Annotated in this window: 26 protein-coding genes; 12 read left to right on the top strand and 14 right to left on the bottom strand. The window is 54.3% G+C overall.

Annotation, left to right across the window (positions count from 1 at the left end; all coding sequences use genetic code 11):
- Positions 1-65: 65 nt before the first annotated feature.
- Positions 66-1,562, bottom strand: coding sequence for an aromatic amino acid ammonia-lyase (locus EV681_RS02860; protein ID WP_165392922.1), 1,497 nt, complete (start codon positions 1,560-1,562; stop codon positions 66-68).
- Positions 1,563-1,846: 284 nt separating this feature from the next.
- On the opposite strand from EV681_RS02860, the gene EV681_RS02855 reads away from it, so the two are divergent.
- A complete protein-coding gene (locus EV681_RS02855) occupies positions 1,847-3,637 on the top strand; it encodes a tripartite tricarboxylate transporter substrate-binding protein (protein ID WP_130303264.1) in 1,791 nt (596 codons plus the stop codon).
- Positions 3,638-3,992: 355 nt separating this feature from the next.
- Positions 3,993-4,943 carry a Bug family tripartite tricarboxylate transporter substrate binding protein gene (locus EV681_RS02850; RefSeq protein ID WP_242612119.1) on the top strand — a complete coding sequence of 317 codons (951 nt, stop codon included), beginning with the start codon at positions 3,993-3,995 and terminating at the stop codon, positions 4,941-4,943.
- Between the two features lie 175 nt (positions 4,944-5,118).
- Here the strand turns inward: EV681_RS02850 and EV681_RS02845 are convergent, their stop codons facing one another.
- A complete protein-coding gene (locus EV681_RS02845; protein ID WP_130303263.1) occupies positions 5,119-6,093 on the bottom strand; it encodes a GlxA family transcriptional regulator in 975 nt (324 codons plus the stop codon).
- A gap of 185 nt (positions 6,094-6,278) precedes the next feature.
- Here EV681_RS02845 and EV681_RS02840 point away from each other — a divergent pair, with 185 nt between their 5' ends.
- A complete protein-coding gene (locus EV681_RS02840) occupies positions 6,279-7,169 on the top strand; it encodes an MBL fold metallo-hydrolase (RefSeq protein WP_130303262.1) in 891 nt (296 codons plus the stop codon).
- A gap of 245 nt (positions 7,170-7,414) precedes the next feature.
- Positions 7,415-7,690 (top strand): putative quinol monooxygenase, encoded by a 276-nt coding sequence (locus EV681_RS02835; protein WP_130303261.1) that lies wholly within the window; start codon positions 7,415-7,417, stop codon positions 7,688-7,690.
- 191 nt (positions 7,691-7,881) lie between these two features.
- Here the strand turns inward: EV681_RS02835 and EV681_RS02830 are convergent, their stop codons facing one another.
- Complete coding sequence (locus EV681_RS02830) at positions 7,882-8,826, bottom strand: LysR substrate-binding domain-containing protein (RefSeq protein WP_130303260.1); 945 nt, start codon at positions 8,824-8,826, stop codon at positions 7,882-7,884.
- A gap of 108 nt (positions 8,827-8,934) precedes the next feature.
- Between EV681_RS02830 and EV681_RS02825 the strand changes: the two genes are divergently transcribed.
- The 4 genes from EV681_RS02825 to EV681_RS02810 are packed head-to-tail and all read left to right on the top strand — an operon-like array spanning position 8,935 to position 12,840.
- The gene (locus EV681_RS02825) at positions 8,935-10,053 is read left to right on the top strand and encodes a TauD/TfdA family dioxygenase (protein ID WP_130303259.1); all 1,119 of its coding nucleotides are present in this window, start codon (positions 8,935-8,937) and stop codon (positions 10,051-10,053) included.
- Positions 10,050-10,919, top strand: coding sequence for an isocitrate lyase/PEP mutase family protein (locus tag EV681_RS02820; protein ID WP_128393834.1), 870 nt, complete (start codon positions 10,050-10,052; stop codon positions 10,917-10,919). Before EV681_RS02825 ends, EV681_RS02820 begins: the two co-directional genes overlap by 4 nt.
- Before the next feature lie 26 nt (positions 10,920-10,945).
- Positions 10,946-11,938 carry a Bug family tripartite tricarboxylate transporter substrate binding protein gene (locus tag EV681_RS02815; RefSeq protein WP_165392921.1) on the top strand — a complete coding sequence of 331 codons (993 nt, stop codon included), beginning with the start codon at positions 10,946-10,948 and terminating at the stop codon, positions 11,936-11,938.
- Between the two features lie 11 nt (positions 11,939-11,949).
- Entirely contained in the window at positions 11,950-12,840 is an 891-nt protein-coding gene (locus EV681_RS02810; RefSeq protein ID WP_165392920.1) for an amidohydrolase family protein, read from the top strand.
- 48 nt (positions 12,841-12,888) lie between these two features.
- Here the strand turns inward: EV681_RS02810 and EV681_RS02805 are convergent, their stop codons facing one another.
- The 3 genes from EV681_RS02805 to EV681_RS02795 form a co-directional block, all read right to left on the bottom strand.
- Positions 12,889-13,869: a Bug family tripartite tricarboxylate transporter substrate binding protein gene (locus EV681_RS02805; protein ID WP_128393831.1), complete on the bottom strand. Its 981-nt coding sequence runs from the start codon at positions 13,867-13,869 to the stop codon at positions 12,889-12,891.
- Positions 13,870-14,003: 134 nt separating this feature from the next.
- Complete coding sequence (locus EV681_RS02800; protein WP_128393830.1) at positions 14,004-14,750, bottom strand: anti-sigma factor family protein; 747 nt, start codon at positions 14,748-14,750, stop codon at positions 14,004-14,006.
- The gene (locus EV681_RS02795; protein WP_130304001.1) at positions 14,747-15,241 is read right to left on the bottom strand and encodes a sigma-70 family RNA polymerase sigma factor; all 495 of its coding nucleotides are present in this window, start codon (positions 15,239-15,241) and stop codon (positions 14,747-14,749) included. Before EV681_RS02795 ends, EV681_RS02800 begins: the two co-directional genes overlap by 4 nt.
- A gap of 246 nt (positions 15,242-15,487) precedes the next feature.
- Between EV681_RS02795 and EV681_RS02790 the strand changes: the two genes are divergently transcribed.
- Together EV681_RS02790 and EV681_RS02785 are read left to right on the top strand one after the other, a co-directional pair.
- The gene (locus EV681_RS02790; protein WP_130303258.1) at positions 15,488-16,585 is read left to right on the top strand and encodes a catalase family peroxidase; all 1,098 of its coding nucleotides are present in this window, start codon (positions 15,488-15,490) and stop codon (positions 16,583-16,585) included.
- Positions 16,586-16,587: 2 nt separating this feature from the next.
- Complete coding sequence (locus tag EV681_RS02785) at positions 16,588-17,142, top strand: cytochrome b (RefSeq protein ID WP_130303257.1); 555 nt, start codon at positions 16,588-16,590, stop codon at positions 17,140-17,142.
- A 4-nt stretch (positions 17,143-17,146) separates the two neighbouring features.
- On the opposite strand, the gene EV681_RS02780 is transcribed toward EV681_RS02785, so the two are convergent.
- Positions 17,147-19,558 carry a membrane-bound PQQ-dependent dehydrogenase, glucose/quinate/shikimate family gene (locus tag EV681_RS02780; RefSeq protein ID WP_130303256.1) on the bottom strand — a complete coding sequence of 804 codons (2,412 nt, stop codon included), beginning with the start codon at positions 19,556-19,558 and terminating at the stop codon, positions 17,147-17,149.
- A 310-nt stretch (positions 19,559-19,868) separates the two neighbouring features.
- Here EV681_RS02780 and parS point away from each other — a divergent pair, with 310 nt between their 5' ends.
- The gene (gene parS / locus EV681_RS02775) at positions 19,869-20,327 is read left to right on the top strand and encodes a type II RES/Xre toxin-antitoxin system antitoxin (protein WP_130303255.1); all 459 of its coding nucleotides are present in this window, start codon (positions 19,869-19,871) and stop codon (positions 20,325-20,327) included.
- Positions 20,327-20,794, top strand: coding sequence for an RES family NAD+ phosphorylase (locus tag EV681_RS02770; protein WP_130303254.1), 468 nt, complete (start codon positions 20,327-20,329; stop codon positions 20,792-20,794). The genes parS and EV681_RS02770 overlap by 1 nt, the downstream gene beginning before the upstream one ends.
- A gap of 8 nt (positions 20,795-20,802) precedes the next feature.
- Here the strand turns inward: EV681_RS02770 and EV681_RS02765 are convergent, their stop codons facing one another.
- Genes EV681_RS02765 through EV681_RS02735 form a run of 7 tightly spaced genes read right to left on the bottom strand, consistent with a single transcriptional unit; the run spans position 20,803 to position 26,461 of the window.
- Positions 20,803-21,651, bottom strand: coding sequence for an amidohydrolase family protein (locus EV681_RS02765; protein ID WP_130303253.1), 849 nt, complete (start codon positions 21,649-21,651; stop codon positions 20,803-20,805).
- A gap of 11 nt (positions 21,652-21,662) precedes the next feature.
- Entirely contained in the window at positions 21,663-22,370 is a 708-nt protein-coding gene (locus EV681_RS02760) for a fumarate hydratase C-terminal domain-containing protein (RefSeq protein WP_128393824.1), read from the bottom strand.
- Positions 22,358-23,299, bottom strand: coding sequence for a fumarate hydratase (locus tag EV681_RS02755; protein WP_128393823.1), 942 nt, complete (start codon positions 23,297-23,299; stop codon positions 22,358-22,360). Before EV681_RS02755 ends, EV681_RS02760 begins: the two co-directional genes overlap by 13 nt.
- A gap of 27 nt (positions 23,300-23,326) precedes the next feature.
- Entirely contained in the window at positions 23,327-25,063 is a 1,737-nt protein-coding gene (locus EV681_RS02750) for an L-aspartate oxidase (RefSeq protein WP_128393822.1), read from the bottom strand.
- Complete coding sequence (locus tag EV681_RS02745; RefSeq protein ID WP_128393821.1) at positions 25,060-25,416, bottom strand: succinate dehydrogenase/fumarate reductase transmembrane subunit; 357 nt, start codon at positions 25,414-25,416, stop codon at positions 25,060-25,062. Before EV681_RS02745 ends, EV681_RS02750 begins: the two co-directional genes overlap by 4 nt.
- Positions 25,410-25,745, bottom strand: coding sequence for a succinate dehydrogenase (locus tag EV681_RS02740; RefSeq protein WP_128393820.1), 336 nt, complete (start codon positions 25,743-25,745; stop codon positions 25,410-25,412). The genes EV681_RS02745 and EV681_RS02740 overlap by 7 nt, the downstream gene beginning before the upstream one ends.
- A 2-nt stretch (positions 25,746-25,747) precedes the next feature.
- Complete coding sequence (locus EV681_RS02735; protein ID WP_128393819.1) at positions 25,748-26,461, bottom strand: succinate dehydrogenase/fumarate reductase iron-sulfur subunit; 714 nt, start codon at positions 26,459-26,461, stop codon at positions 25,748-25,750.
- Positions 26,462-26,504: the final 43 nt, after the last annotated feature.

Raw genomic sequence — 26,504 nt, 5'->3', positions numbered from 1 at the left:
GTTATTGGCTGCCGGGACCCCGGTACAGCACGTTCTTTCATTTGTGATTTGATCTTTCCTGCAAACTAAACTGCTTGGCTACATCCTGTCTCCCGCAAAGGGCATAAAATCCGTTGCAGCTCATAGTCGATCTCCTCTAATGCATCCATAAGTGGGGCGGGATGAGGCACTCTCTGGCTCCCACCTGCAAAGGGGAGCAGATTTCGGACAAACCTGAAGATCCTGGTGGTATTGGCCCCCAGCATAGTCTGCACTTTCCTTATTTCTACCGCTTGGGCCGCCACCTGTAGCTCAAACGCCAGAATGGATTTTGACAGTGTGGCCATCTCCATGGAGCGCCGAGCGGACAAGCTCGCCATGCTGACGCGATCAAGGTTTCCATTGGAATGGCTTGAACTAGCCAGTTCATTAACCGTGGGGGCGGCCAGGAGCCTGGCTTCGGAAGTCAGTGATTTATGCACCTGCGCCAAGCCATTGAATCCCGGCAGACCCAGCTCGTCTGCATCAATAAGCCCGACACTCAGGCCAGACCAGTACGAGTCAACAAGCTTTGCCAGTCGCTCCGTGGAGCCAGTCACCACAGGTGCCAGGGCTAGCCTAAGCGCATCAAGCGCCATCGACAGAGACAGCATGTCAAAGTTCGCTACCGACACCATCGCATCGTCTTCAATGGAAACAACGGGATTGTTCTGGCTCGCGTTAAGTTCGATGCCAATCTGCTTTTTCGCAAAATCGAGCACATCAAAAGCGTTGCCATACGTGATCGGAAGCGACCGGAAACAGAGTGGGTCCTGCAAATGCCTGGGTCCGTGTTCTTTGTAGATATAACTGCCTTCCAGTTCGCTTTTGATTAATTTAGCCGCCAGAGCAAGCCCATCAAACGGACGAGACCTCACGGCCGCATTCGAGAGGATAGAAGGGTTGGCAGCAAACCCTTCCATGCTTAACGCAGCGACAACACATCCGCTACGGAGCACCTTCTCGATATCATGGACAGCCAGCGCTGCCGATCCGATTGACAAGGCACTGGAGTTGATTAACGCGATCGCCTCCCCGGCAGCCAATTGCACATCATCATAGAGATCCAGAACAATATCAACGACTGGCGACATATCGCTTTCGCCGGTAGAACCCCAAAGGTGAACGGTAAAATAGCGATCACTATTGAGCGCGTCAACTATCTTTTCCGCCAAAATAGGTCGAACACCCAGTCGTCCACTAGCCATACTGTTGAGCAATATGACAAGCATGGAACGCACCACCTCATGTGAGGCTGTCGGCCCATGGCCGAAATTGTGCGTTTCCAGAAGCCGCTGATTGAATTCGGTGTAATTTTCAGGATCCAAAAGTACGCCCGTTTTGGCGCCAACGCTGCTTGTTACCCCGTAGACCAGATCCCCTCTTGAAACAGTGCGCTCAACGACGCCTCGTCCGCTTCTGATCTGCTCCCACGCAACCGGTGGCAGTCCAACTGTAGCGCCCTCGCGTGCAATCTTTACCATGCTCTCAATGGAGAGTGACTGGCCGTCAATGTCGACTTTGCTGTTTACCTCGTTTGCCATACGCCTGTTTCCTGTTCTCAAGCCATTTCCATCCATAAAAGTGCGTTGCGCCTCTTCCTTCCGGGCAGCGGTAGTGATTTATAAGAAATACTCTATCTAGTCCAATCAAAAGATGGGCAATGCAACTTTCCATACAGCGGCAATGGACAATGCCGTTCCTGATATATGCTGGTATAGTCTTACAGAAGGAGTGCAAATGCCCTATTTGCCGGGGTAAAGACAATGTAATGGCACTTGCAATGCAAGATAAATTAATTTAGCTTTCCAATATATTAATTATTCTTATGGATGCGTTTATCAACAGCCCCGTTACCCTCAAGCAGCTTCGAATCTTGTTATCGATAGCAGAAACAGAAAGCTTCAGCGCGACCGCCAGTGCGGTGGGATTGACGCAGTCGGCGGTAAGCCAGGCAATCAAGGCGCTTGACGAAAACCTGGGTATTTCATTGATTGAGCGCACGAGCCGGCAAGTGTCTCTTAGCGCAGACGGCCGTGAACTGATCGGCCCCTTGCGCGAAGCACTATTTAACCTGGACTTGGTAATCGAGCGTGCGAGGCAGAAAGGTTCGGCTGCCAGGGGGACACTCACGGTGGCCTGCGGCTCGACAGTCACAGGAAGAGACCTTGCAGGTCGTCTTGCTTTCGCCCAACAGTCCTATCCAGATATCAGGCTACAGCTAAGAGATCTCACCCATACCTCCGTGATTGATGCTGTCCATTCTGGCTCGGCGGAACTTGGTATCTGCGTAGACGATTCCATCCCTTCAGACCTGCACTCCGAATTGCTCCTGCACGACGATTACTCTGTTTTTTGCTGTGTCGATCATCCTTTTTCCCGGCGCTCCGAGATCCCCGTCGGTTTACTTAAATACGAGACCCTTGTACTTCTGAGCAGCAACAGCGGTGGCAGAGCGAGCCTGGACAGTTTTCTCAGTCGTTATGGAATTAACCCCGCAGTTGCTCAGGAAGTTGCGCAACCTGCCATGGCCATGTCTCTTGCTTCCGAGCGTTTTGGGGTGGCGGTATTGCCTACAAGCTGTGGTGATGCGGCGCCCAACCCAAGAGTCTGCCGTATAAAAATCAGCCCGAAACTGGATCATTGCGTTTCCATTGTGACGCGTCAAGCAGCAAACCTGTCTGAAGCTGCCCGCTTGGTAAAAGACGCATTGACACGCCGGCATCGCAAAACATCCACCGATAGTGGCATTACATTGATCGTGCCCTTCCCCCCTAACGGACCTGCGGACCGGTATGCACGCTATTTCGCCCAGGTATTCAGTGAAAAAATAGAGAGGCGAGTTTCAGTGGACAACGCAGTCGGGCTGGGTGGCCTGTTGGGCGTGCACAAGATAACGAGATCCTCACCTGATGGTCTAACTATCGGGCTGGCGGGAACAGGCGCTACGGTTTTCTCTTGCGTTGGGAAGGGAGACAATCTGTTCGACGTTTTTCACGATGTGACTTATTTGCATGGATTGGTCAACGTTCCAAACATACTGTTGGTCGGGTCTCATGTCGCCGCATGGCGTATGACGGATCTGATCGCCCAGGCACGGATGCGTCCTGGAAAGTATCAGATAGCGCACGTGGGTCAGGGCAGTTTAAGTGTACTGGCTGATCTATTTCAGAAAAAAACTGATCTACTTCTGAATGCACGTAACTATGAAGGTTTAGTGCCGGCCATGACCGACTTAATGAAACAACGGGTGGATATTGTTTTCGCCGAAGCGGCTGGCGCGATGTCTGCCATCACAAACGAAGTTGTGCGCCCCCTGATGGTGGCCGGCCATCAGCGCCCATCATGGTTGCCCGACACCCCCACTTGTGAGGAATGCGGCCTGCCAGACGTTTTTGCGGACGGCGGTTATTGTCTGGTGGCGCCTACTGGATTGAAGGAGGATATTCGACATGGGCTGACTCGCGCTATTGTTGAAACGCTTGAATCCCCAGCAATCAAGCACGATTTCATGTCTCTGGGAGGAACGCCTGATTATCGTACAGGAGACATGTATGTCGAATATATTAAGTCCGAGCACGCAAGATGGCGGGCTTTGAACGTGAGTCTTCTGGACTGATCTAATTCAGTACTCATCAACCGCTACCAAAAGACGCTGGCGACATCATCAAATAACGTCACGCTGGGTTGGTCTCTATCCTATTATGCCTATCGTTATATTACGGATAGTCCATCTACTACGCCTCATCGCACGCAACGCCCGAGCATCCTTCATATTCTGCAGTTCAGATATTCAATTTCCTTACATTGTGAAGCGCAACGTGTCCACGTAAGATCAAGTGCCAATTTGGCCATAAGAAAAACTTTGTGGACAGAGCCAATAACGCCGGTATTCCTATTCGAACGTTCGAACATGACGCCTCCTACTGAACCGGCTAACCCTTATTGCACCCACAATTGAGAAAGGAGATGGAATGAAGTTCAGTCATATGATATTCGGATTGTCCTGCATGCTGGCAGGCGTCTCGACCCAAGCCGCTGACTATCCCGAGAGAACCATATCGCTTTCAGTCCCTTACGGAAGCGGCGGCTCCACCGACGGTATTGCCAGACAGCTTGCCAGGCTTTTAGAGCAGGAGCTGGGTCAGCCCGTCGTCATACTCAACCAGCCCGGTGCGACCGGCACACTGCAACTGGGCAATCTGGCCAGGGCCAAGCCCGATGGCTATACCATCGGACTGTATTCATACAGTACCGCAACCTTCACTTCACAACTGCTGAAGGTGCCCTACACAAGGGACGATTTCGAATTGCTCGGTGGTGTAGCCGAATTCAGTTATGGCATAGTCGCCAGGCCCGAGTCGCCAATTAATAATATCGAAGATCTGATAAGCAGAGCCAAGTCCGAAGCTGGCGTCTTCTATGGCGTGACGGGCGCCCCGAACAATTTCCCCTTTTTGCAGCTGCAAAAAGTGACCGGTGGCAAGTTCGATCAGATTACCTATAAATCTTCCGCAGAATCCATCAATGCCGTCATCGGCGGATTTGTGGACGTTGCCCTGCAAGGTCCTTCTGAATACGTTGAACTTGTGAAGGCAGGCAAGCTCAAAGTCATCGCGTCTGCGAGCAACTATCGGCTGCCGTGGTTTCCCGATACGCCGACCATCAAGGAGCAAGGCTACGATGTGGGCATCACAGGAATCATCGGTGTCGCGGCGCCTAAAGGCATTCCCGAGGATGCGAAAGCCCGGCTGCAGGCCGCAATCCATAAGGTGGTTTCCGGTAGCGAATACGGGCAATTCCTGGTCAACCGGTACGGTATTAAAAGCTACCCGGCAAGCGCGGCAGATTTTTCGGTATATATCGATAAAGGTTTTTCAATCATGAAAAACATGATCAAGACCTATGATATCAAGGGCTTATGACTTTGGTCGGAGTTGGATGCCACTGTGATCGCTCATGTGGACCGTGCTGGTAACGGACAATGAGCGGGAATTCTCTCGCGTACCCAATCTACTGATGAAGAACTGGCTGGTACGATGATGCTGTTACGGTGAAACAAAACTCCCCCGGATATCAACTGGCATCTCTAAAACCCAACTACACCAGCACCGCCGCACCTGCTGTTTTGCAAAAATTACGCCGATAGTTCGATGGCGAGGTACCCAGCTGGGCCGTAAATTGCTGACGCAGGGCCAGGGTGGTGCCAAAGCCGGCCTCCGCAGTAATGCGTTCAATGGACAAGTCTGTGGTCTCCAGCAACTGCTGCGCCCGGGCCACCCGCTCGGTATTGAGCCACCGGTTGACGGTGGTGCCAGTGGCTTCCCGGAAGCGTCGGGTGAAGGTGCGCCGGCTCATCTTGGCCACGCTGGCCAGCGTATCGAGCGGCAGCGGCTCCTGCAGATGCTCACGGGCCCATTCCAGCACACCGGGCAAACGATTGTTGTCGGCTAGCTTTGGCATGGGTCGCTCAATATATTGCGCCTGTCCGCCAGGACGATGGGGCGGTGTCACCAGCAGCCTGGCCACATGATTGGTCGCCTCATAACCGTGATGCTCGCGCAGCAAATGCAGGCAGCAGTCAATAGCGGCAACGGTGCCAGCTGACGTAACAATGTTGTCATCGGCCACATAAAGCACGTCGGGACGAAACAAGGTCTGCGGAAAACGCCGCGCAAATACGTCGCGCGCCACCCAATGCGTGGTCGCTTCCCGGCCATCGAGCAAGCCTGCATCTCCCAGCACAAATGCCCCTAGACACAAACCCACAATCAACTTGCCGTTGGCGTGTGCCTGTCGCAATGCCATGGTGAGTTCCTCCGGCGCAGGCACTTCGGGGTCGCTCCAGGCGGGAACAATGATGATATCGGCCTGTTGCAACGCCGGCAGGCCATCCGGCACCTCAATCATAACCCCTTGGTCAGTACGTATCTGGCCAGGCTGTTGAGCAACATATTGCAGTTCGTATCGAACCGGGCCTGACCCGTTATTGGCGCCCAGGACAAGGCCTGGGACCGAGAGATGAAAAAGGCTGACGTCATCAAAGGCCAACACGGCCACGCGAATGGAAGACATGAGTGAATAACCGATTAAATGAAGAATTGACCTGATTTTAATCTATATATTGTTTCAGGCCATAAAATCACCCACCTTTTGGCCTGTTTTTATCTAATATTGTCATTCAGGCCACTTTTGCGAACCACCGGCGGGGAACACAATAGAGGCTCTTCTTTAACCAAGCGATACATTGGAGTAGCCACATGTCTATGAAAACCGCTATCAGTTCTCTGGCGTTGAGCCTGAGCCTGACCACGGGCGCTGCATTTGCCCAAACGCAGGCGGCCACCGCCGCATCCCCCACAGAGAAAGTCCAGTTGCAGCAGATCCGCAATGCAACGGTAAAAATCACGTACGCCAATACCACCTTTCTGATTGACCCGATGCTGGCCAAAAAAGGCACCTACCCGGGTTTTGAGGGAACCTACCGCAGCACTCTGCGCAACCCGCTGGTCGAACTGCCGATTTCTGAAAAAGAGGTCATTGCCGGCGTCGATGCAGTCATCATCACCCACACCCATCTGGATCACTGGGATGAGGCCGCCCAGAAACTGCTGCCCAAAGACATCCCGCTTTACGCGCAAAATCTGGCCGATGCAACAATGATTCGCGAACAGGGCTTTACCAACGTGCGCATCCTGTCCGATAAAACCGAATTCGGTGGCGTGACGCTGAGCAAGACGGGCGGACAGCATGGCACCGATAAAATGTATGCCGTACCAGAAGTGGCCAAGGCGTTGGGCCCTGCCATAGGCGTTGTTTTCCAGGCGCCTGGCCACAAGACACTGTATCTTGTGGGTGACACTATCTGGCGCAACGAAGTGGATGAGGCGCTGGCCCAGTACGATCCGCAAGTCATCGTGATCAATGCAGGGTACGCCATGATGAGCGACTTTGAAGATTCCATTATCATGGGCAAGGAAGACGTACTGCGTGCCTCCCGGGCAGCCCCCAACGCAACGATTGTCGCCACGCATATGGATGCCATCAACCACATGGCCCAGACCCGTAAAGAGTTAAGGGAATATGTGCAGGAAAAGGGCATACAGGAACGCGTGCAGATTCCCGAAGACGGGGCGACAGTGCAGTTTTGATTACACGCAAGGCTGCGCTGAATGTTGCAGGCAGCCGTCTCCCACTTGTCTATATTCCAGGATGGCTTGGCGTTTCACGGTAAAGAACGATTTAGCAATAAATCTTATTGTCCGACACGCCTGTGCCATACCTGTTGATGCGACCCGCCCGCAGGTCCGCTGACCAGCAAAACACGATAAAATCACCGCTACCGGCATCGTGCCGGATACGGCGGGCTTTGACCCTGTGAAAAATCGGAGTACACGTGATCAAACTGAGTGGAAAACTAATCTGTAAAAATCGTGAAGAATCCGAATTAATTCGCCATTTTCTTCCAGAACACATCCGGTTGACAAAGAATGAGCCCGGTTGCGTGGCCTTTGAAGTAGAAGAAACCGCTGACCCATTGGTGTGGACGGTTGAGGAATTGTTTGCGGATCAAAAAAGTTTTGACACCCATCAGGAACGGACAAAAAGCTCAAGATGGGGTGTTGAAACCAGCTCGATTCAACGGCAGTACGAGATACAGGAAGTCTCATAGGCACGGCATTCTTTGCCCAAACCCCATAACTACAGTTGTCATTGCTGCACATCACAAATGACAATTGACAAATGACAATTGAAATCAGTGAGCAGCGTAACTCATGACAATCCCAGCAGTGTCATCAACAGGCCAATTGCGTAATCACAGAATCTGTCCTGAGCGTGTTATGCCTTGAACAGCGGGATTCGTCACTCATCTGCGTTATTCGGAATGCGATGAATCAGCGCTCCCTTTTCCGCGCTTTGATAACGTTTCCCGACATGAACGTCGAATATTTCTGACAATACGCTTTGCAGGGTCCCAAGCGGCCGACTTTCGGCATCGGGCTTGCGCATGACCAATGCGAAACGAATGACAGGCGCATTGTGCAGCTTCTGTATGCGCACGGGATAGTTCAAATGAATACCAGGCTCGGTCAACTGCACGACCGACACGCCCAGGCCCGCACTCACCATTGAAAGAATCGCCCTCACCCCGTCAAACTCGACGCTGGCCGGCTGCACCGTCGGCCCAATATGGTGATTGACATAACGGGTCGCCAATCGGCCCGCAATCGTGCGTCGATCATACCGTATCCAGTCATAGCGCTGAAACAGCTTTGTCAGGCGCTGCTCTGGCTCATCAGGAGGCACCACCAGCGCCAGCTCCTGGGCCTGTAGAAAATGCCAGTGCATGCGCGAAGACCCGCCCGATTCGGGCTGCGCAACAACGGCTGCATCCAGCTCTCCAGCTTTCACTGCGTGGGTGAGCTCAGCACTCTTGCCACGCTGGATTTGCAAATGCAACGCCGGATATCGGCTACGCATAATGCGAGTCAGATCCGGCAAAAGCAAGGGTTGCATGGACTCGATAATACCAAGACGCACATGTCCTTCCACCACATAAGTGCGATCACGCTTGAGCAATTCCAGTTGCTCCAGGGCTTTTTGCATCACTGCTGACATTTCGAATGCAATTGGCAAAGGCTTGACCTCCAGCCCGGATCTGTCGAACAACTGTTGTCCCATATACAGCTCCAACTGCTTCATCTGAATGCTCACAGCACTGGGTGTGAGATGCAAAATGCGAGCCGCCCCGGCCAACGTCCCGGAACTCAGCACCGCAGCCAGCGAGGAAAAGGTCTCCATCTTCATAAATTTTTTTTAATTAGTGCTTAACGAAAACTCGATTGTATCTTAATAGGCCCTGACTTATTCTTGCATACATCCCCTTGATTTTATTTACGATGGAGACAATACGTCATGAATTCCGAATTACCTAGTGCATGGACAGCCCAGGATATGACCGATGACCAAAGCTGGGTCCAGCACTTAGATGCCGATGCCATAGCTGGCTTTGAACAGGCATTGAGACACGTAAGGGGCGTGAACAAGCCCATGCTCGACATGACCGCAAATGATTTCCCCCTCAATGACGCAGCTAAAAAAGCCCTGCGATCGGCCTTCGGGGCAACGCAAGGGCGCTGGGGCGTGTGCCTGCTCAAGGGATTTCCGGTGCACAATTGGTCCGAAGACGACGCGCGTCTGGTCTACTGGGGCATTGGTCTGCACGTCGGTGTAGCGCGAACCCAAAACCGGGCCAGCGATGTCATGACGTCAGTACGGGACGTTGGAGCAAGCTATAAGACAAAAAACGGCCGCGGCTATAACACGAATGCGAAACTGGATTTTCACGCCGATTCGGCTGACGTTGTTGCCCTGTTGACGCTGCGCACTGCCAGGAGTGGCGGTGAGAGCAAAATCACAAGCTCGATCACCGTCATAGAGGAAATCGAACGGCGCCACCCCGAATTGCTTGAGGTACTGCGTGCCCCTATCCACCATAGCTACCAGGGAACCCAGGCGCCCGATCAGCCGCCATATTATCAATGCCCTATTCTGGGCAGCCAGCCCACCCATTTCGCGTTGCGCGCCAATCGCAAGAACACTGTCGCGGCAGAGCGGGACTTCCCTGAGCTGCCACGCCTGACCGAACAGCAAAATCAGGCGCTGGACATGCTGGACCAATTGCTGGCTGATCCGAGCTTTTGCTATTCCATGTGGCTGGAACCTGGCGATCTTCAACTGCTCAACAACTACGTGGTATTGCACTCACGCACAGAATTTGAAGATTACGAGGAATTTCATCTCAAACGTCATTTATTGCGTTTGTGGCTGGCCATTCCCGGCTCCCAGCCGCTGCCTGAAGAATGGCAGGATTACTTTGGTGACGTGCGTGCCGGATCTGTACGGGGCGGCATGCGCGGACAGGGTATTTCAGATGAATTTCTGGCCTACGAACGACGCCAGGCCGACCACATGGGCATGCCCCTGAACATCAATCAAAACCTTCAGACCTCTAACAACAGGAAATCCGCGTGACTCATCCGACGTTGAAACAACAGCTCCAGCAAAACCGGGCAATCCTTGCCCCGGGCGTTTACGATTCGCTGACCGCCCTGATTGCCGAACAGGCGGGTTTTGATGCGCTTTATCTGTCAGGCGGTGCTGTCTCCTACACCCGCTTTGGCCGGTCCGACGTGGGCTTGACCACTGCCTATGAAGCTGTGGAGGTGCTGGCACAGATCACAGACAGGGTTCAGACGCCCGTGATTGTGGACGGAGACACGGGCTTTGGCAATGCGCTCAACACACAGCGGACTGTACGCAGCTTTGAACGTGCCGGTGCAGCCATGATCCAGCTCGAAGATCAGTCATTTCCCAAGCGTTGCGGGCACCTGGCCAACAAGTCGCTGGTTACCACAGCTGAAATGTGCGGCAAGCTCAAGGCGGCGCTCGATGCACGCCGCAGCGAAGAAACGCTTATTCTGGCACGCACGGATGCACTGGCGGTCGAAGGCTTCGAGGCTGCACTGGAGCGCGCCGAACGTTATCTGGAGTGCGGCGTGGACGCCCTTTTTGTGGAAGCCGTCCGTTCTCCGGAACAAATGGATACGGTTTGCCGCCGCTTCGCCGACCGCGTACCGCTACTGGCCAACATGGTTGAAGGCGGCAAAACGCCGATTCTAAGCGTCAGCGAACTCGAAAAATACGGCTACCGCATTGTCATTTTTCCTGGCGGCACGGCAAGGTTTGTCAGCGCTCGCCTGCAGGCGTATTTTGCCAGCCTTAAAACCCACGGCACCACCAAGCCCATGTGGGATCAAATGAACGACTTTGACCAACTCAATGAACTCATCGGCACGCCCGAACTCATTGCATTGGGCCAGCAGTACGAACAGGGCTAGCCATGCCCGGGGGAGGAGATAACACAATGACAACTTTAAAATTGAAAAAAAACCTGCTGGGCCTGGCCACTGGCCTTTCGTTGATCGCAGCACCTTATAGTTTCGCGGCGTCCTGGCCGCAGCAACCCATCCGCCTGGTCGTCCCGTTTCCAGCCGGTGGCAATATAGATGCCACGGCCCGCATTATCGCCAAGGGATTGGGTGAACAGATGAAGGCCACTGTTGTGGTCGAAAACAAAGCAGGTGCAGCCGGTTTGGTGGGCGCGCAAAGTGTCATGCGAGCCAAGCCCGACGGCTACACTGCCCTGCTTGCCTCTACTGGCTCACTGGCTGCCATGCGGGCGCTGGACCCAAACGTGCCCTTGGACCCGGCCAAAGACTTTGTTTCGGCAGGCCCGATTTCAATCGCTCCCATGCTCCTGATTGTCAATAAGGATTTGCCTGCCAGCACCTTGCCTGAGTTTCTGAAATATGCACATAGCAAATCTGGAGAACTCACGATGGGCTCTGCCGGTGCCGGCACGTCCAACCATCTGGCTGGGGAGATGTTTCAGAATCTGAGTAAAACAAAATTCCTGCATGTGCCCTATAAGGGCAGCGGCCCGGCCATGACCGACCTGATGGGAGGTCAGATCGATTTGATGTTCGACCAGATGGCGTCCTCTTTACCTCAAGTGAAAGCCGGTAAAGTTCGCGCACTGGCTGTTACTACAAACGAAAAATCCGCACTCATGCCCGAACTGCCTACCATAGCCAGCGCAGGACTGAAGGATTATGAAGCAAGCACGACGACGGGCATTCTCTTTCCCGCGGGAACGCCATCGGAAGTAACGCAGCAAGTGAACGACGCCTTGCGCACGATTCTTCGACACCAGTCCATTCGCACACAGCTTGAACAGTTAGGCACCGAAGCCAGACCCGGAACGCAGGACGACTTTCAACACATTCTTCAAAGCGAAACAGACAAATGGACCGGCATCGTAAAAGCGGCTGGCATTACCAAGAACGCTCAACAATAAGGGAGGATGATATGACCTATCCAGAATGCCTGGCACCGCTTGAAAGCGCCACACGGCCAAAAGTGCTGCTGCCCGCGGGCGCTACCGACTGCCATTGCCACGTTTACATGCAACCTGAGCGATATCCGCTGGTAGAACCGCGCAGCTATACGCCGGCTTGCGCCACCCTGGACGCTTATCTGGACCTATGCAAGCAACTGGGCCTGCAAAGAACCGTGCAAGTGAGCGCCAGCGTTTACGGCTTTGACAATAGTCTGACCACAGACGTCATTCGGCGCCTGGGCCAGGACCGGGCCCGCGGTGTTGCGGGTGTCTCTCCAGATATCGATACAAAAGCATTGGGCCAACTGCATGAAGACGGTTTCCGGGGCGTGCGGCTCTCAACATACCTGAAAGGGTACGGAGGAATGCAGGCCATGCAATTGCTCGCGCCCAAACTCAAGCCGCTGGGCTGGCACCTGCAGATACATTTGACGCGCGTTGATGAATTGCCTGCTCTCAAGAACGAACTGCTTGCCTTGCCCGTACCACTGGTTTTTGATCACATGGGTAGCGTGCGCGGAGACGAAGACCTCCATAGCCCAGGGTTCCAGACATTATTGCAATTGTTGACCGAACGCGAAGACTGCTGGGTCAAAATTTCCAGTTGGTACCGTCGCTCCTCACTGAAAGATGGCAGCGGAAACGATATGCGTCCATTCGCCGAGAAACTGGTCGCCACTCGTTCGGACCGGATATTGTTTGGCACTAACTGGCCGCACCCCAATCTATTCAGAGGCGATATCATGCCAGACGACGGTTTACTTCTGAATCGCTTCTGCCAATGGATACCCGAGAGCACAATACAAAAAAGCATATTCGTGGATAATCCGGCTGAACTCTATGGCTTTGATCCCATGTAGAAAAGCGATACCCAGGCCCGACGCAGATTGTCAGGCCCCGGTATCGCATCAAAGCGTCACGTTGGCCTGCTTTACAACTTCTGCCCAGCGCGTAATTTCAGACTGAATGAATTTTTCAAAATCTTCAGATGTGCCGCCCACCGGTGCACTGCCTTCAATTTCGATCTGCTTGACCAATTTGGGTTGTTTCAGAATTTCATTAATTTCACGGTTAAGCTTCTCTACGATCGCAGGTGGAGTGTCCTTACGCACCAGCAATCCGTTCCAGGAGCTGACCAGAAAATCCTTCACGCCAGATTCGGCCAGGGTTGGGGTATCGGGCAGCAAAGCAGAACGCGTGTCGCTTGCTATCGCAATGGGACGCAGGGCGCCCGCCTGGATCTGGCTGATCGCACCCGGGATGGTCATGAAAGACATGTCAATGAAACCACCCATCAGATCATTAAGAACCGGCCCCGCTCCTTTATAAGGAACATGACGAATGTCGATATTCGTTTTCATTCTGAACAGCTCCCCGGCCAAGTGCGGTGAGCCACCCACCCCTGTCGAACCAAAGGTCATTTCGTTCGGTTTTTCGCCAGCCTGTTTGACAATATCATCCACCGTTTTAATCGGCGATTTGGCATTAACGACCAGCACACTTGGCGCGGCAGAAAACTGAATCACGGGCTTGAAATCACGCAACGTATCATATTTCAGATTTTTATAAACCGACATATTGGTCGCGTGGGCAATTGTTCCCAACAGAATGGTATAGCCGTCCGCCTTTTCGCGTAGCACCGCTTCTGTGGCAATATTGCCGCCAGCACCGGGGCGATTTTCCACGACTACAGGTTGACCCAGGCGTCTCTGCAAATCTGCCGCCACCAACCGTGACACAATGTCGCTCGCTCCACCGGGCGGATAGCCCACGACGAACTTGATAGGATGTGCCGGGTAGCTGTCGGCCGCTGACTCAGCGGCTACTACAGCGTGACCCCATAGGGTGGTCAACCCCGTGAGTATCAGTTTCATCAATAGTTTGTGCATTATCTTGTCCCAAATGGAAAACCAATATAAACCAAGGACACATAAGGCACAATTTACGTTTTATTGATAAGCAATTAAATTATTTTTATGTAGTATATTTGAACGCGCGCTTTTTCAGACCCCGAAACGCCTAATCAGCCAGCACCGTTAATGACAGTGAAATTGCTGCCGACAAGCGCGTAATTGTAGCCATTGTCCGACCAGTATCGGGTGAGCAGCGGCCCTTCTTGCCTTTGTCCCTCTGGAAGCAACTTGTTGCCGGGACCAGGCGGCCGGATATAAAACCCGGTCAGCTGTCCGGCGTCATTCTTATATATCACGACAGCGGCAGGACCCTCCTCTGTCACCAACATACGAGCGGAAACAGGATGAAAGCCCTTGGTGGTCAGGTCAGGCAGGCGTTGCGCATTTGAAAAATTGGCAGCCACCCATTGCTGCAAATCCGTCTCTGTAGCCAGCGCGTCGGCGCGCAACGCCGGATTACCTGCAAAGACACGATATGCAGCAATGGCATCCTGCATGGGCAACGGGCGAGCTGCCAGGCCCAATTGCGCAGTCGGCACGGGACGCAGCTGCCATCCCGACAGGCCCCCGATACAAAGGGCAACGAAGATGCTGGCCGCCAGTTTCCAGCGCATGTTTGTGCGTTCTTTCAAGCGCATACGGATGGCTGCCGGGTCCAGTGCAGGATTGATCGGCGGGTCGACCGATTGCCATGCCGCCCGCAATTGCGCTGCGTCCTTGCGCCAGGCGTCCAGTTCACGCGCCTCTTGCGGGTGGGCGGCAAGATATTGGTTCATCGTTTTTTGCTGTTCTGCGTTCAATCGCCCATCTACGTAGGCGTGCCGCATTACGTCGTCAATGTGTAGATCTTCATTCATTTCATTATCCTCAGATGAACTCTGGATTCGCCGTCACCGGCATCGCGCAACGCCCCGCGCGCCCTGGACAGGCGCGACATGATGGTTCCCAGCGGCACATCAAACATATCAGCGACAGCTTTATAACTGAGTCCATCGACGCTGACCAGCCATAACAAGGTCCGCTGCGTTTCCGGCAACTGCTCAAATGCCTGCAGCGAAGCTCGGGCCTGCACATGGCGCTCGGTGGACGGCGCATCATCGGCTTTGCGAAACCATTCCAAAACCCGTGCGTAGCGTTTGGCGTGACGTTTGGTATCAATGAACTGTCGATACAAAATGGAAAACAGCCAGGCGCGCAAATCCCCGTCTGGTCTGCGCGTATGCTGGAATTTGAGGGCACGCTCTATGCTTGCCTGCACCAGGTCGTCTGCGGTGCTCGGGTCTTTGCTCAGCCACAACGCAAAGCGGTACAGCCGAGGCAACATCTCGCGCAGCGACGCATCGGACATGTCATCCGCGGCATCACATCTGGATTCGGTGTCCGGCATCAGCGGTAAATCCTCTGCGCGGGGATCATATTGCCTGTCCTCTTGGTTGAAAATTCGGTGCTTGTTCATATTCTGCCCGGGTGATTGCAAACAATGCAAGGCTTCTGTATGACGCTTGTGATTCGATATTATTCCATTATGGAATAAAAAAAATATGCAGCCGTCTATATCCACATGAGCAACAGGCCGCAAGGCCAGGGAAGTACGATGCTGGAAAACAAAGATACCCACCCGCCTGGAATGACCGCCGGGCAAAAACTAATACGATTTGCCGTGATCGGCGTTGCCATACTGGGCCTTGGCACCGCGTTTGGCTATACAGCCGGCTGGCTTGGCCCGCAACGCCTGACTGCCGATCGGATTGCCAACACCTTCGAACCCGGCGGCAAAAACCATCCCGGTTTTCGTCGCAATCACGCCAAAGGGATTTGCGTGACGGGTCACTTTGAGAGCAGTGGCGCAGCGCAAGCGCTATCGAGCGCGCCGATCTTCTTGCCAGGCTCGACCACCCCGTTGGTTGGACGTTTGGCTCTGCCTGGACCCAACCCCTATGCGCCCGACTCCAGTGTGCCTATCCGCAGCTTCGCATTGCGTTTCACCATGCCAGATGGCCAGCAGTGGCGCACCGGCATGAATAGCATGCCGGTTTTCCCGGTTGCGACACCGCAAAGCTTTTATGAACAACAGATCGCGGGTGCACCCGATCCAAAAACCGGCAAACCGGACCCGGCCAGAATCAAGGCCTTTTTTGCCTCCCATCCTGAAACGGCCAATTTCCGCGAGTGGGTCAAGACAGCGCGCCCATCGGCCAGTTTTGCCACTGAAGCATACTACAGTCTCAATGCGTTTGTGTTTATCAATCGTGAAGGCGCCCGGCAGAACGTGCGCTGGCGCATAGTGCCGCTGGGCGAGCCCGTCGCAGTCGATGCTGCGCCGGAACATGATCAGAACTATCTGGATAAGGATCTGATGCAGAGATTGTCAGAGGGACCATTGCGCTGGCGACTGATTGTAACGGTTGCCGATCCCGGCGATCCGAGCAACGATGCCACCAAACCGTGGCCCGATTCACGCCGGCAGGTGGATGCAGGCACGATCCTGATTGAAAAAAGCCAGGCCCAGGATTACGGACCTTGCCGCGACATCAACTTCGATCCCACCGTCCTGCCACAAGGGATGGCCATCTCGGACGACCCCCTGCTGCCTGCGCGATCCGCCGTTTATGCCACCTCGGTCGACCGGCGGACCCGTGAGGGCCTGAACCGCCCCTCTCCATCCTCTTCTGCCGCTACATCGGAGCACTAACAATGAATCATTCTATTGATAAAACACAGGAAGCGAGTTTCAGTCTGCCCGCCAGAGTGCTGCATTGGTTGATGGCCGCTGGGATCCTGGCGATGCTGTTTATCGGGGTGGGTATGGTCGCCTCGGTTTCCGAGCGGCACACCTGGTTGTTAGCCATTCATAAGCCGTTGGGCGCCGTGCTTCTGTTGCTCGTGTGCTTACGGCTTATTGTGCGCCTGATCAAGGGCACCCCACTATTGCCGGCTGATATTCCCGCGTGGCAGCAACGAGCCGCGCTTGCCTCGCATTGGCTGCTTTACCTGCTCATGTTTGCCATGCCGCTCATCGGTTGGGCAATGGTCTCGGCCAGCGGCACGCCAATCACCCTCATCGGCACCTGGACTGTCCCGGCCATTGCTCCAGAAAACGCAGACGTATTTGCCGTGTTGCGCGCAGCCCACCGCTATCTGGCCTATTTACTGTTCGCAACGGTATTACTACACCTGGCAGCAGGGTTGTTCCACGGGTTGATCAGGCGCGATGGCGTGTTGAAGTCGATGGTCAGCAATCGCGCCTGAAATACTATTTTTTCAATCGGAACGCGACCACCGAATCGCCCTGCTGGGTGCCCAGCGAACCATGCCCGCCGGCTGCGATAATTACGTACTGATTATTATCCGATCCCATATAGGTGGACGGCGTGGCCTGGGCGCCGGCCGGCAGTTCTGTTTCCCAAAGCAGCTCGCCTGTATTGATGTCATACGCACGAAAGAAATTGTCTGCCGTCGCGCCATGGAAAACAACGTCGCCAGCGGTTGTGAGCGGACCGCCGTGCGCCACCATGCCCATTGGGAAGCCAACGGGAAAGCGCATGGGCAGAAAGCTGGTCTTCAGGTTTTTAGTATTGCCGATGCGACGCATCCAGGCCGTTTTACCGGTGGTCAGGTCAACCCCGACCATGCGGCCCCATGGCGGCGCGATACATGGCACGCCCAGAGCTGAGGCAAACTGCCGGATCTGGGTTGCATACGTGCCGTCAAAATTCTCGTTCCAGTAGGGTGTATCCTCCTGGGTGAACAGACGTTTGTCTGCCGTTTCGGGCGTGCGCTTGATGAGGTTGTATTTATAGGCCAGACGAACCGGTGCACCGATCAGGATTTGCCGCTCGGGGTCAATGGAGATCGATCCCCAGTTGAAAGCTCCAATATTGCCCGGAAAAACCAACGAACCGGTTTCGGTTGCCGGCGTCCAGGGGTTGCTATCATATCGCAATGTGTTGAACTCGATACGGCATGCCATCTGATCAAATGGCGTCATACCCCACATGGATTTTTCGGTCAGCGGCTCGGGTATAAAGTTCAATGCCGAAACCGGCTGCGTTGGCGCGTAGGTCTCGCCTGTCACGCCCTGCGTCGAGACATCAACCTGTTTGATCGGATACACGGCCTGGCCGGATAAACGGTTCAACACAAACAGATTTCCGACTTTGGTGGGCAGCACGATCACAGGCTGCTTTTGTCCCTGGTAATCAATATCCAACAGTGAAGGCTGGGACGGATTATCACGATCCCATAAATCGTTGGCCGAAGACTGGAAGCGCCATTTGAACGCACCGGTTTTCAGGTCCAGGGCGACCAGCGCATCACGAAACTTCTCGGTATTGCTGTTGGGGTCACGCTGATCGCTCAGCAAGTCCGGAGAGGCGTTGCCGAAAGGCACATACACGATGCCATTCTTGGTATCAGCGCTCAGCGTCGTCCAGGCCACAGGCGTGTCCTGAGGATAAACCTGCCCTTGCGCAATGGGCTGGGTGTTGTCAGGATTGGCCGGATCAAAGTTCCAGACCAGTTTGCCGCTCGCGACATCATATGCGCGGATCACACCGGAAGGATTACCCTTGTCATAGCCATTATCCATGACCGAGCCACCTACAATCACCAGATTGCCCGCCACCAGAGGCGCAGCGGTCTGCATATATGCATGAGGGCGGACTTCGCCCAAATTGGCATGAAGGTCCACTACGCCATTCTGGCCAAAGTCTGCGCAGAGCTTGCCGGTATCGGCATCCAGCGCAACCAGTTTGGCATCGGCCGTGGCGCTCAGAATGCGCTTGCTGCATGCAGCCGGACTCTGAGCTGGCGCGCCGGCGGTAGCCGGTTCAGCTGGCTGCGTGCCGCCAGCCGTCGCAACATCATTGCCTGCATAATAACTCACGCCCCGGCATGTCTGATGCTGCTGCAAATAGGAGCGATTTTTCTCAGGCGCATATTTCCATTTCACCTCGCCCGTTTCCGGGTTCAGCGCATGCACTTCATTATGCGCAGTGCATAAATATACCGTGTTGTTTACCTTCAACGGCGTAGCCTCAAAGGTATACTCACTGGCGTCTTCGCCCTGACGCAGGTCGCCGGTCCGATAGGTCCAGGCCACTTCCAGATCGCCAACATTATCCTTGGTAATCTGCTTGAGCGCAGAAAACCGCAGGCCGTTATTCGTGCCGCCATAGGCTGTCCAGTCATTCTGCGCGACATCAACATCAGCGGCATTGCGATCAGTCGCCAAAGTACCGTGCTGCGGATACGGATCGTAAAACATCATGCCGATCACAAGTGCAATAGAGAAGAGGACGGTACCACCCAGGAACGGATGGAAAGAGCGAACCGCGCCTGGATTCTGTTTCCGGAACAGCGGACGCACCACCCACGGCAGTGCGAGCCAGAGCCCAATCAGGCCGATAATATCGCCACGGGGAATCCATTGCCATTTATCAAAGCCGACTTCGTAAACAATCCACCCCATCACGATCCACATGATGACGGCATAGACAGACAAAGCGATAACGCGTTTCATGAACAAAAGAACCGCGGTAATCAGCAGGCCGATTGCCAGGATGGCGTAGAACGGCGAACCGCCTACCAACCATAGCTTGCCGCCCATGTATAGCATCGCGAGTCCGACGAGCGCGATGACAATGCTCGTTAATTTATTAATCATGACAGTTCCTTGCTGCGGGATATGTTTGGGTGCAATTAACGTTGAAAACCATGGTAATTCGGCAACGACTATTCGGGCGTGTTAATCCCGGAAAAATGCATATGTGATTTTATGTGATTATGATACTCCCACTATGACAATTGTGCTGGTGCAACAAGAATAAAGTTGAAAAGTATACTATTCAGAATAATGTCAGATAGTGTGGATGGGGCTTACTTGATGTATATGAATTCCAGGGGAACTGACAAAAATCATCCGCAGGTATATAATTCATTTGACACTATTAATATATTCAATTGAATAATCTATCATGAAAACTCATCGTACGCTAAGGGAAAACCAACAAATCCCTGCCCCACCATCCTTCTGGCGTCTGGCACATGTTCATGCCCGGATGAGCGAAGGGCAACGCATCCAGTCCATCACGGCCGGTTTGAGTGTATCTTGGGCTACCGCAGCTAAATCGACCTTCGGCATGTCATCCACAAGCATCGGGCGCTTGCTCAATCTATCACTGTCTACATATGAGCGCCGTAAAAAGGATGAAAAACCTCTGGACTCAGTCGCCTCAGAACGACTGGACCGATTAGCTTCGATCGCGATCCTGGCCGAGGACGTTTTTGAAGACAAACAAAAAGCAACTCGCTGGCTGGCTGCACCTAACGACGCTTTGGGCGGCAACAGTCCAGTGATGCAGTGCGAAACAGAAATAGGGGCGAAACAGGTTCGCCGCGTCCTGAACGCCCTCGAATGGGGTGGAGTGGTTTAATGCAGGCTTGGCGTGTCACAAAAGAAAAACGGGCAACCGATTTGTCCGGCCGCGGCGCGGCGATCGAAGGCGGTCGATGGAACGATATGGATGTGCCCGCCGTTTACATGGGCCTGTCACCGGCCATCTGTGCGCTTGAAACGTTCGTGCATGCCAGCGCCCGTCCAACATTTCCGTTGAAAATCACCTGCTTTGAACTGCCGGACGACGCGAGCTTATATCTGAAGGTCGAACCACAAGCATTACCTGTCGGATGGGCTTCTTTACCTGCCGACAGAGCCAGTATGTCGTTTGGAACAAAGTGGCTGAAATCGGCAAGTCAATTAGGACTTATTGTCCCCTCGGTAGTGCTTCCCCTGGAACATAATATTGTTTTAAACCCGTTGCACCCAGCCATCTCCAACGTCAAGGTCTTGGATATCTATGATTTTTCCTATGATAAGCGGATGTTTGCGCAACGCGTTTAGGGCGGCAATCATCCTCGTCTGTTCACGCCCAGCAGCCTGCTCGCATTTTCTCCCATGATTTTCCTGCGATTCTCTTGCCGTATCGGCAGGGTTTCGAACCATTCCTTATACCCTTTGATCGGGCAGAACGGGAAAGAACTGGCGTATAGCATCCGGTCTGCCAGGAACCCGTCTGCAGCCTTCACATATTCTTCCCAACCCGCCATGCGGGAGAAATACATATCGGGCGACAGATATACATTGGTGCGCCGAAAGGCAATATGCAGTATCTGCGTCACCCACGGCCAGCCGCCGTGAGCGAGCACGACTTTCAGATTGGGAAAGTCGGCCAGCATACGGTCTGTCGGAATCGGATCGGAGTAACTCAGGTCGGGACCCGCCGTGCCACCCACCATCAGAATGATGGGAATCTGGCGATCTTCACAATGGGCATAAATGGGATACAGGCGTCGATCATCAGCGTACATGGGTATCGGATAGGCGCCAGGTTCGATATTGATCAGGCGAAAACCTGCAGCCATGGATTGGTCAATGCTGCGGCATGCTTCAATCCTGTTGGTCGGATCAATAGAGGCCGCGCCGATAAACCGGTTGCCATGCGCTTGCATCAGAGCCAGGACATCATCGTTGGAAATGCTGCCCAGCATGCCGGCAAGCCTGCCTACAACAACGCCATGATCCACCCCGGCCTCATCCATTTCCTCAAGGGTCATCTGCATGGACTGCTGCTGCGCCGCCGGCGACGGCTCAAAGCCAACCGTTCGGGTAAAGCCGTCCCGGCGTTCGCCCTGTGCATACATGAGCGTAGACAAAAACTGTCCTGCCGGCGGCCGTAGCCGAAAATCAATAATACTCATCGTTCCTTCTCCTACATTACTTCGTCTTTACGATCATTGGTCTCGCCAAACCGGTGCAGCGCAGGCGGCTTCAAGCCGGCGTAGAGCGCATCAATGCGGGCGTTGATCTGCTCGCCGTGCTGATGAAACAGCGAATTGCCTTTGATATCGCTCTCCACGATGAAAGGGCCAAAATCCTCCACTTCAAACAGCCACATGGCCTGGGCGATACCCAATTCATCCAGCCAGAACACATCGCGAACCCGCTTGATGCCACGGCCCAGAAGCGCGCCGGTGCCGTATCCCACGGTGGTCAGATAGACAGCGCCATGGGGGACCATGATATTGGCATAATCGTCGTGCGGCATGCCGCCCTTGCCGATCACAATTTTCGTTCCTGTCAGTTCAAGCCAGTTGGCCATCCACTTGGAGAACCGGAAACTGGCCGTTGCCGTGACAGCACCCACGTTGTATTGGCCATCTGGCGTGACGGCCGCAGCCGGCGAACAGTGGAAATTAACGTTGGAAAGCGTTTTCAAGTCTACGGGCAGTGCCTCGCCATTACCCATGACTTTCTGATAGACACCCTCCCTGGCGGTGTAGACCACGCCGCTCATGTAGACCACCGAGCCGATTTCCAGGCTGGCGATGTCCTCGGGTGTGGCCGGAAGATTGATTCTGAAAACCTTCAGATCTTCATCTTTATTGTTCTCTGTATCCTGGTTGCTTATCGGTTCCATTCGACTGTCTCCCTTCTCATATAAGGCGTGAACCATTCCGGATTGGTACGATATTCAACACGCCCGTCTGCATGAATCCTGGCTGTTGCCCGACGCGACGACAGGCAGAAGGTGTGAATACTGACCGGCATGCCGCCAGTATGGGTGTAGCCCACCTCGATATGACAATCGACCACCATGGATGATCCCACAAAGCCCATCGCACCCATGCCGATTGAGTTGCCGAGTTTTTTCAGCTCCATTTCCAGCTCTGCAATTTTCGGATCGGGATTACGGTTGCCCACGGTTCGCAGGCACGCCGCCTGTTTGCCCAGTTGCATACAGGTATCCTTGGAGCCGCCAATGCCGATGCCAACAATCGCCGGCTGGCAGGCCAGACCGCGTTTGCCAAATGCAATCAGGCCGTCCAGGACAAAGCGCTTGATGCCGTCAATCCCGTCGCCCGGAAACAGCATCCGGTAGTCGGTGCCGAACAACCCGCCTTTATGCACTGTGGTGATATCCACCCAGTCTGCATCCGGCTCGAATGACCATTCGATCTCCGGTGCATTGATCCCGACATTGTTGTTGTGTTCGGTGCGCCACAACGGGTGCACCCTGTTGGGCCGCAAGGGGATCTGTACCGTGGCATCTGCGGTTGCCTTGCGCAATGCCCGCTCGATACCGATGAAACCCGATTGCACACTGGCGTTATTGCCCATTTTCACGTAGTAGCGCGGTACTCCGGTATCGGCGCACATGGGGCGACGGTCCTTGGTGGCCGCGTCCCAGTTGTCCACCATGGCGTGCAGCACGAAGCGCGGCAACTTGCCCGTCTCCGTTTGCTGCATCGCCTTGATTCCCTGGCTGTAATCTTCGGGAATATCGATGGCCGCGCGCTTCATTATTTCCAGCGCTGCCTGCTCGATCGTATTTATGTCAATTGCCATTACCTGTCTCCTGATTTCCGTTTGCGTTCACGCACATTTTTCTGCCTCTTGGCCAATCAATGTATTGCCTGGAGAGACGATATCGAACTTGACCGGAACCATCTGCAGTTCAATGTTGTCTTCACTGCCGCTGACACTGGTATAGGCAGTGGTGTCCAGATTGCCGGTTTCCGGATAATCTTCCCTGAAATGCGCGCCTCGGCTATCGCTTCTGGCCAGCGCCGCCGTTGCAATCACTTTTGAAATTGTCGTCAGGCTCTCCAGGTTAAGCCAGTCATGCCAGCTCAGATTGAACCTGCGCTGCCCGTCGGCCACGCCAATCGAACGCAATGCGTCATGATGCCGGGCAATACTGGCTATGCCCTGTTCTATGCCTTCTTTGGTTCGCAAAATACCCACGTCGTTCCACATGGTTTTTGACAAGGCATCGCGCAGCGGCAGCGTCATGTCGGCTTTTCTGGAAAAGGGAAATTCGGCACGGGCAATGCCCGCTTCAATCACAGACTGATCGGGCTGCCGCCAGCTTCCCTCCTTGCGCACGTATTCGGCCATCGAGTCGCCGGCAATGCCGCCGAACACGGTTGAATTGGCGACGCCGTTGCCGCCCAGACGGTTGGCGCCATGTACCCCACCGCAATCTTCCCCGGCAGCAAACAGGCCCGGAGAGGCAGTTGAGCAGTCCACTTCAAACTCCACACCGCCCATCAGATAGTGCGCGGTAGGCACCACCTCAACCTGTCCGCCGGCAAGATCGAAACCACAATCGCCACAACGCTGCACCATGCCCGGGAATGACTTGCGTACGTGTTCCACGCCCAGATGCGACATCTGGATGTACACGCCACCCATGGGGCTGGTTCGCCCGGCGCGCATTTCTGCATAAATCCCGCGACTGACCACATCACGCGTGGCGCGTTCGCCCCGTTCGTGATAGTTGCTCATGAAGCGTTCCCCTGCGCCATTGATCAAGTAACCGCCGGCGCCGCGCAGGCCTTCCTCAAGTACAGTACCGGTCATGCGCGTATCGGGCCCGCCCAGCAGGCCAGTCGGATGAAACTGCACCATCTCCATGTCGCGCAGTTTCAGGCCATAGCGCAGCGCCATGGCCAGGCCGTCACAGGTTTTCTCGCCTGACGGCGTGTGATACAGATACATGGTTGGCCCGGCGCCCGTGCTCAGCAGCACAGCCTTGGCCTGCACAAAGCGGTATCCGCCGCTGCGCATATCGATGAACAATACGCCTGAAATACCGGAGCCGTCAGCAGCGGGGATCAGCTCGATCGCCCGATGCTCTTCAAGACGATTGACATCCAGCGCCCTGACCTTTTCCATCAGGCGATTGATAATTTCAATGCCAGTCAGGTCTGACTTATGCACCGTCCGGTCAAACGTCTGTCCGGCAAAGGCTTTCTGATGCAGCGTACCATCGGGGTTGCGATCAAAAAAGCAGCCGATTTCATTTTCCAGCTCCTGGACCCGCTCCACCGCGCCGGTTACCAGGCGCCAGGCCAGATCCTGGCGAGGCAGCCATTTGCCGCCTTCGATGGTGTCCATAAAGTGTCGCTCTACCGAGTCGCCTTCGGCCAGGGCAACGTTATAGCCGCCCTGCACCATCCGTGTACAGCCGCTTTTGCCGATTAGGCCCTTGACCGCGATCGTGACATCCAGATTCGGGTTGGCCTGCTTTGCGTGCAGGGCGGCAAACAGGCCCGCGCCACCACTACCAAGGATAAGAATATCCGTTTTCAAATTTTCTACATTCATGACCCGAATACCCCTGCAAGAAACACTGCGCCGATGATGACGCTGAACACCAACCCCCAACTGATCCAGTTCAACCGTATGGACCCTGGCGTTGGCCACTGTACAAACTCAATCACCAAAATCCGCAGTCCGAAACTCAGATGAATGGCCAGCAACAGCACCAGTCCCCATTCGGCAACCTTAACGCCGGGCAATTCGGAAAATTTCAGGAACCGGTCAAATTGATCGGTCTGCTCCAGCGCCAGGCCCAGTACATAAAAATGAATGGGAAGAAAGATGCCCAACAGCAGACCGGAAATCCTGTGTCCCAAGAAGGCAAAATAGGCTTTATGTTTATGAACGCTCCTTACCATGCCAGTCCTCCTACCGCGACCACAGCACGCAAGCCAAGCACCAGAAACAACAGGCCCAGCGCTACTGCCAGCAGATTAAGCACGGAATACGACAAGCCGGCCCACTCCCTGAGCACCTTGCGAATCCCAATTGGCGCATGAATTGACGCACTAATGACAAACAAGGTATAGAAGGCAATCCACCACCCATTGCCCTGGGTGCGCCCCAGAATTTCCTCGGCACTCAGGCCGCCACGAACTGCATAGATGATCACGCCGATATGCACAAAAATAAACGGCACCATGATCATGGCTGTTAGCCGCTGCAATAGAAAAAGTTTCATTTCCATGGCTATTTCCCGCCAAGAAACTCGAACAGCGAGCGCTTTTTCAGGCCGGCAATACTGCCTGTGGGGCTCAAACCAACGGGGCAATGCTTCATGCAACTGCCCTGGGTATGACAGGAATTGCATCCGCCAGCGGCCATTGATTTTTCAAGCACCCCTTTGGCGTCCGCATGGCGCTCGTCATTGACCAGGCTCCAGGCACGATTCAGTGCTGCCGGCCCCAGATAGTCTTTATCCCACTCAACCACATCACAGGCGGCATAACAGACCGCACAGTTGATGCACTCGATGGCGGCATCCGCCTGTTTTCTGGCCTTGCTGGCAGGATCTACCAGCGCAGGTCGCTCATGGCGTGTCCGGGTGCCGATAAACTCGCCACCGGCCTTTTTCCATTTATCAAAGAACTCCGTCATATCGACAACCAGGTCCTTGATACGCGGCATATTGCGCAGCGGTTCCAGCACGATCGTGTTATTTTTCACGACATTTTTCACATGGCTTCTGCACGTCCACCTTGGCTTGCCATTGACGGTCATTGCACAGCTGCCGCAAACGCCTACCCGACAGGAGAAGCGGTATGCCAGCGTAGGGTCTACCTGTCGCTGAATTTCTGTCACCACGTCCAGTACAGTCTGGTTCTCCCGGGAAGGAACCTGGTAAGTGACAAACTCGCCATCTTCCTCGCCCCGCCAGATTTTTACCGCCAGCATCTTTTCCATAACGTCCCACTCAGATACAAATAAATATTGGATGTTCTACATC

The sequence above is a fragment of the Advenella incenata genome (assembly GCF_004217095.1).
Classification (GTDB): domain Bacteria; phylum Pseudomonadota; class Gammaproteobacteria; order Burkholderiales; family Burkholderiaceae_B; genus Advenella; species Advenella incenata.
This window is presented reverse-complemented; position numbering and strand designations above follow the sequence as displayed.

What these genes read in the sequence shown, in the direction of transcription:
- EV681_RS02860 (WP_165392922.1), bottom strand. Translation starts at nt 1,562, where the DNA reads ATGGCAAACGAGGTAAACAGCAAAGTCGACATTGACGGCCAGTCACTC.
- EV681_RS02855 (WP_130303264.1), top strand. Translation starts at nt 1,847, where the DNA reads ATGGATGCGTTTATCAACAGCCCCGTTACCCTCAAGCAGCTTCGAATC.
- EV681_RS02850 (WP_242612119.1), top strand. Translation starts at nt 3,993, where the DNA reads ATGAAGTTCAGTCATATGATATTCGGATTGTCCTGCATGCTGGCAGGC.
- EV681_RS02845 (WP_130303263.1), bottom strand. Translation starts at nt 6,093, where the DNA reads ATGTCTTCCATTCGCGTGGCCGTGTTGGCCTTTGATGACGTCAGCCTT.
- EV681_RS02840 (WP_130303262.1), top strand. Translation starts at nt 6,279, where the DNA reads ATGTCTATGAAAACCGCTATCAGTTCTCTGGCGTTGAGCCTGAGCCTG.
- EV681_RS02830 (WP_130303260.1), bottom strand. Translation starts at nt 8,826, where the DNA reads ATGAAGATGGAGACCTTTTCCTCGCTGGCTGCGGTGCTGAGTTCCGGG.
- EV681_RS02825 (WP_130303259.1), top strand. Translation starts at nt 8,935, where the DNA reads ATGAATTCCGAATTACCTAGTGCATGGACAGCCCAGGATATGACCGAT.
- EV681_RS02815 (WP_165392921.1), top strand. Translation starts at nt 10,946, where the DNA reads ATGACAACTTTAAAATTGAAAAAAAACCTGCTGGGCCTGGCCACTGGC.
- EV681_RS02810 (WP_165392920.1), top strand. Translation starts at nt 11,950, where the DNA reads ATGACCTATCCAGAATGCCTGGCACCGCTTGAAAGCGCCACACGGCCA.
- EV681_RS02805 (WP_128393831.1), bottom strand. Translation starts at nt 13,869, where the DNA reads ATGCACAAACTATTGATGAAACTGATACTCACGGGGTTGACCACCCTA.
- EV681_RS02800 (WP_128393830.1), bottom strand. Translation starts at nt 14,750, where the DNA reads ATGAATGAAGATCTACACATTGACGACGTAATGCGGCACGCCTACGTA.
- EV681_RS02795 (WP_130304001.1), bottom strand. Translation starts at nt 15,241, where the DNA reads ATGTCCGATGCGTCGCTGCGCGAGATGTTGCCTCGGCTGTACCGCTTT.
- EV681_RS02790 (WP_130303258.1), top strand. Translation starts at nt 15,488, where the DNA reads ATGCTGGAAAACAAAGATACCCACCCGCCTGGAATGACCGCCGGGCAA.
- EV681_RS02785 (WP_130303257.1), top strand. Translation starts at nt 16,588, where the DNA reads ATGAATCATTCTATTGATAAAACACAGGAAGCGAGTTTCAGTCTGCCC.
- EV681_RS02780 (WP_130303256.1), bottom strand. Translation starts at nt 19,558, where the DNA reads ATGATTAATAAATTAACGAGCATTGTCATCGCGCTCGTCGGACTCGCG.
- parS (WP_130303255.1), top strand. Translation starts at nt 19,869, where the DNA reads ATGAAAACTCATCGTACGCTAAGGGAAAACCAACAAATCCCTGCCCCA.
- EV681_RS02770 (WP_130303254.1), top strand. Translation starts at nt 20,327, where the DNA reads ATGCAGGCTTGGCGTGTCACAAAAGAAAAACGGGCAACCGATTTGTCC.
- EV681_RS02765 (WP_130303253.1), bottom strand. Translation starts at nt 21,651, where the DNA reads ATGAGTATTATTGATTTTCGGCTACGGCCGCCGGCAGGACAGTTTTTG.
- EV681_RS02760 (WP_128393824.1), bottom strand. Translation starts at nt 22,370, where the DNA reads ATGGAACCGATAAGCAACCAGGATACAGAGAACAATAAAGATGAAGAT.
- EV681_RS02755 (WP_128393823.1), bottom strand. Translation starts at nt 23,299, where the DNA reads ATGGCAATTGACATAAATACGATCGAGCAGGCAGCGCTGGAAATAATG.
- EV681_RS02750 (WP_128393822.1), bottom strand. Translation starts at nt 25,063, where the DNA reads ATGAATGTAGAAAATTTGAAAACGGATATTCTTATCCTTGGTAGTGGT.
- EV681_RS02745 (WP_128393821.1), bottom strand. Translation starts at nt 25,416, where the DNA reads ATGGTAAGGAGCGTTCATAAACATAAAGCCTATTTTGCCTTCTTGGGA.
- EV681_RS02740 (WP_128393820.1), bottom strand. Translation starts at nt 25,745, where the DNA reads ATGGAAATGAAACTTTTTCTATTGCAGCGGCTAACAGCCATGATCATG.
- EV681_RS02735 (WP_128393819.1), bottom strand. Translation starts at nt 26,461, where the DNA reads ATGGAAAAGATGCTGGCGGTAAAAATCTGGCGGGGCGAGGAAGATGGC.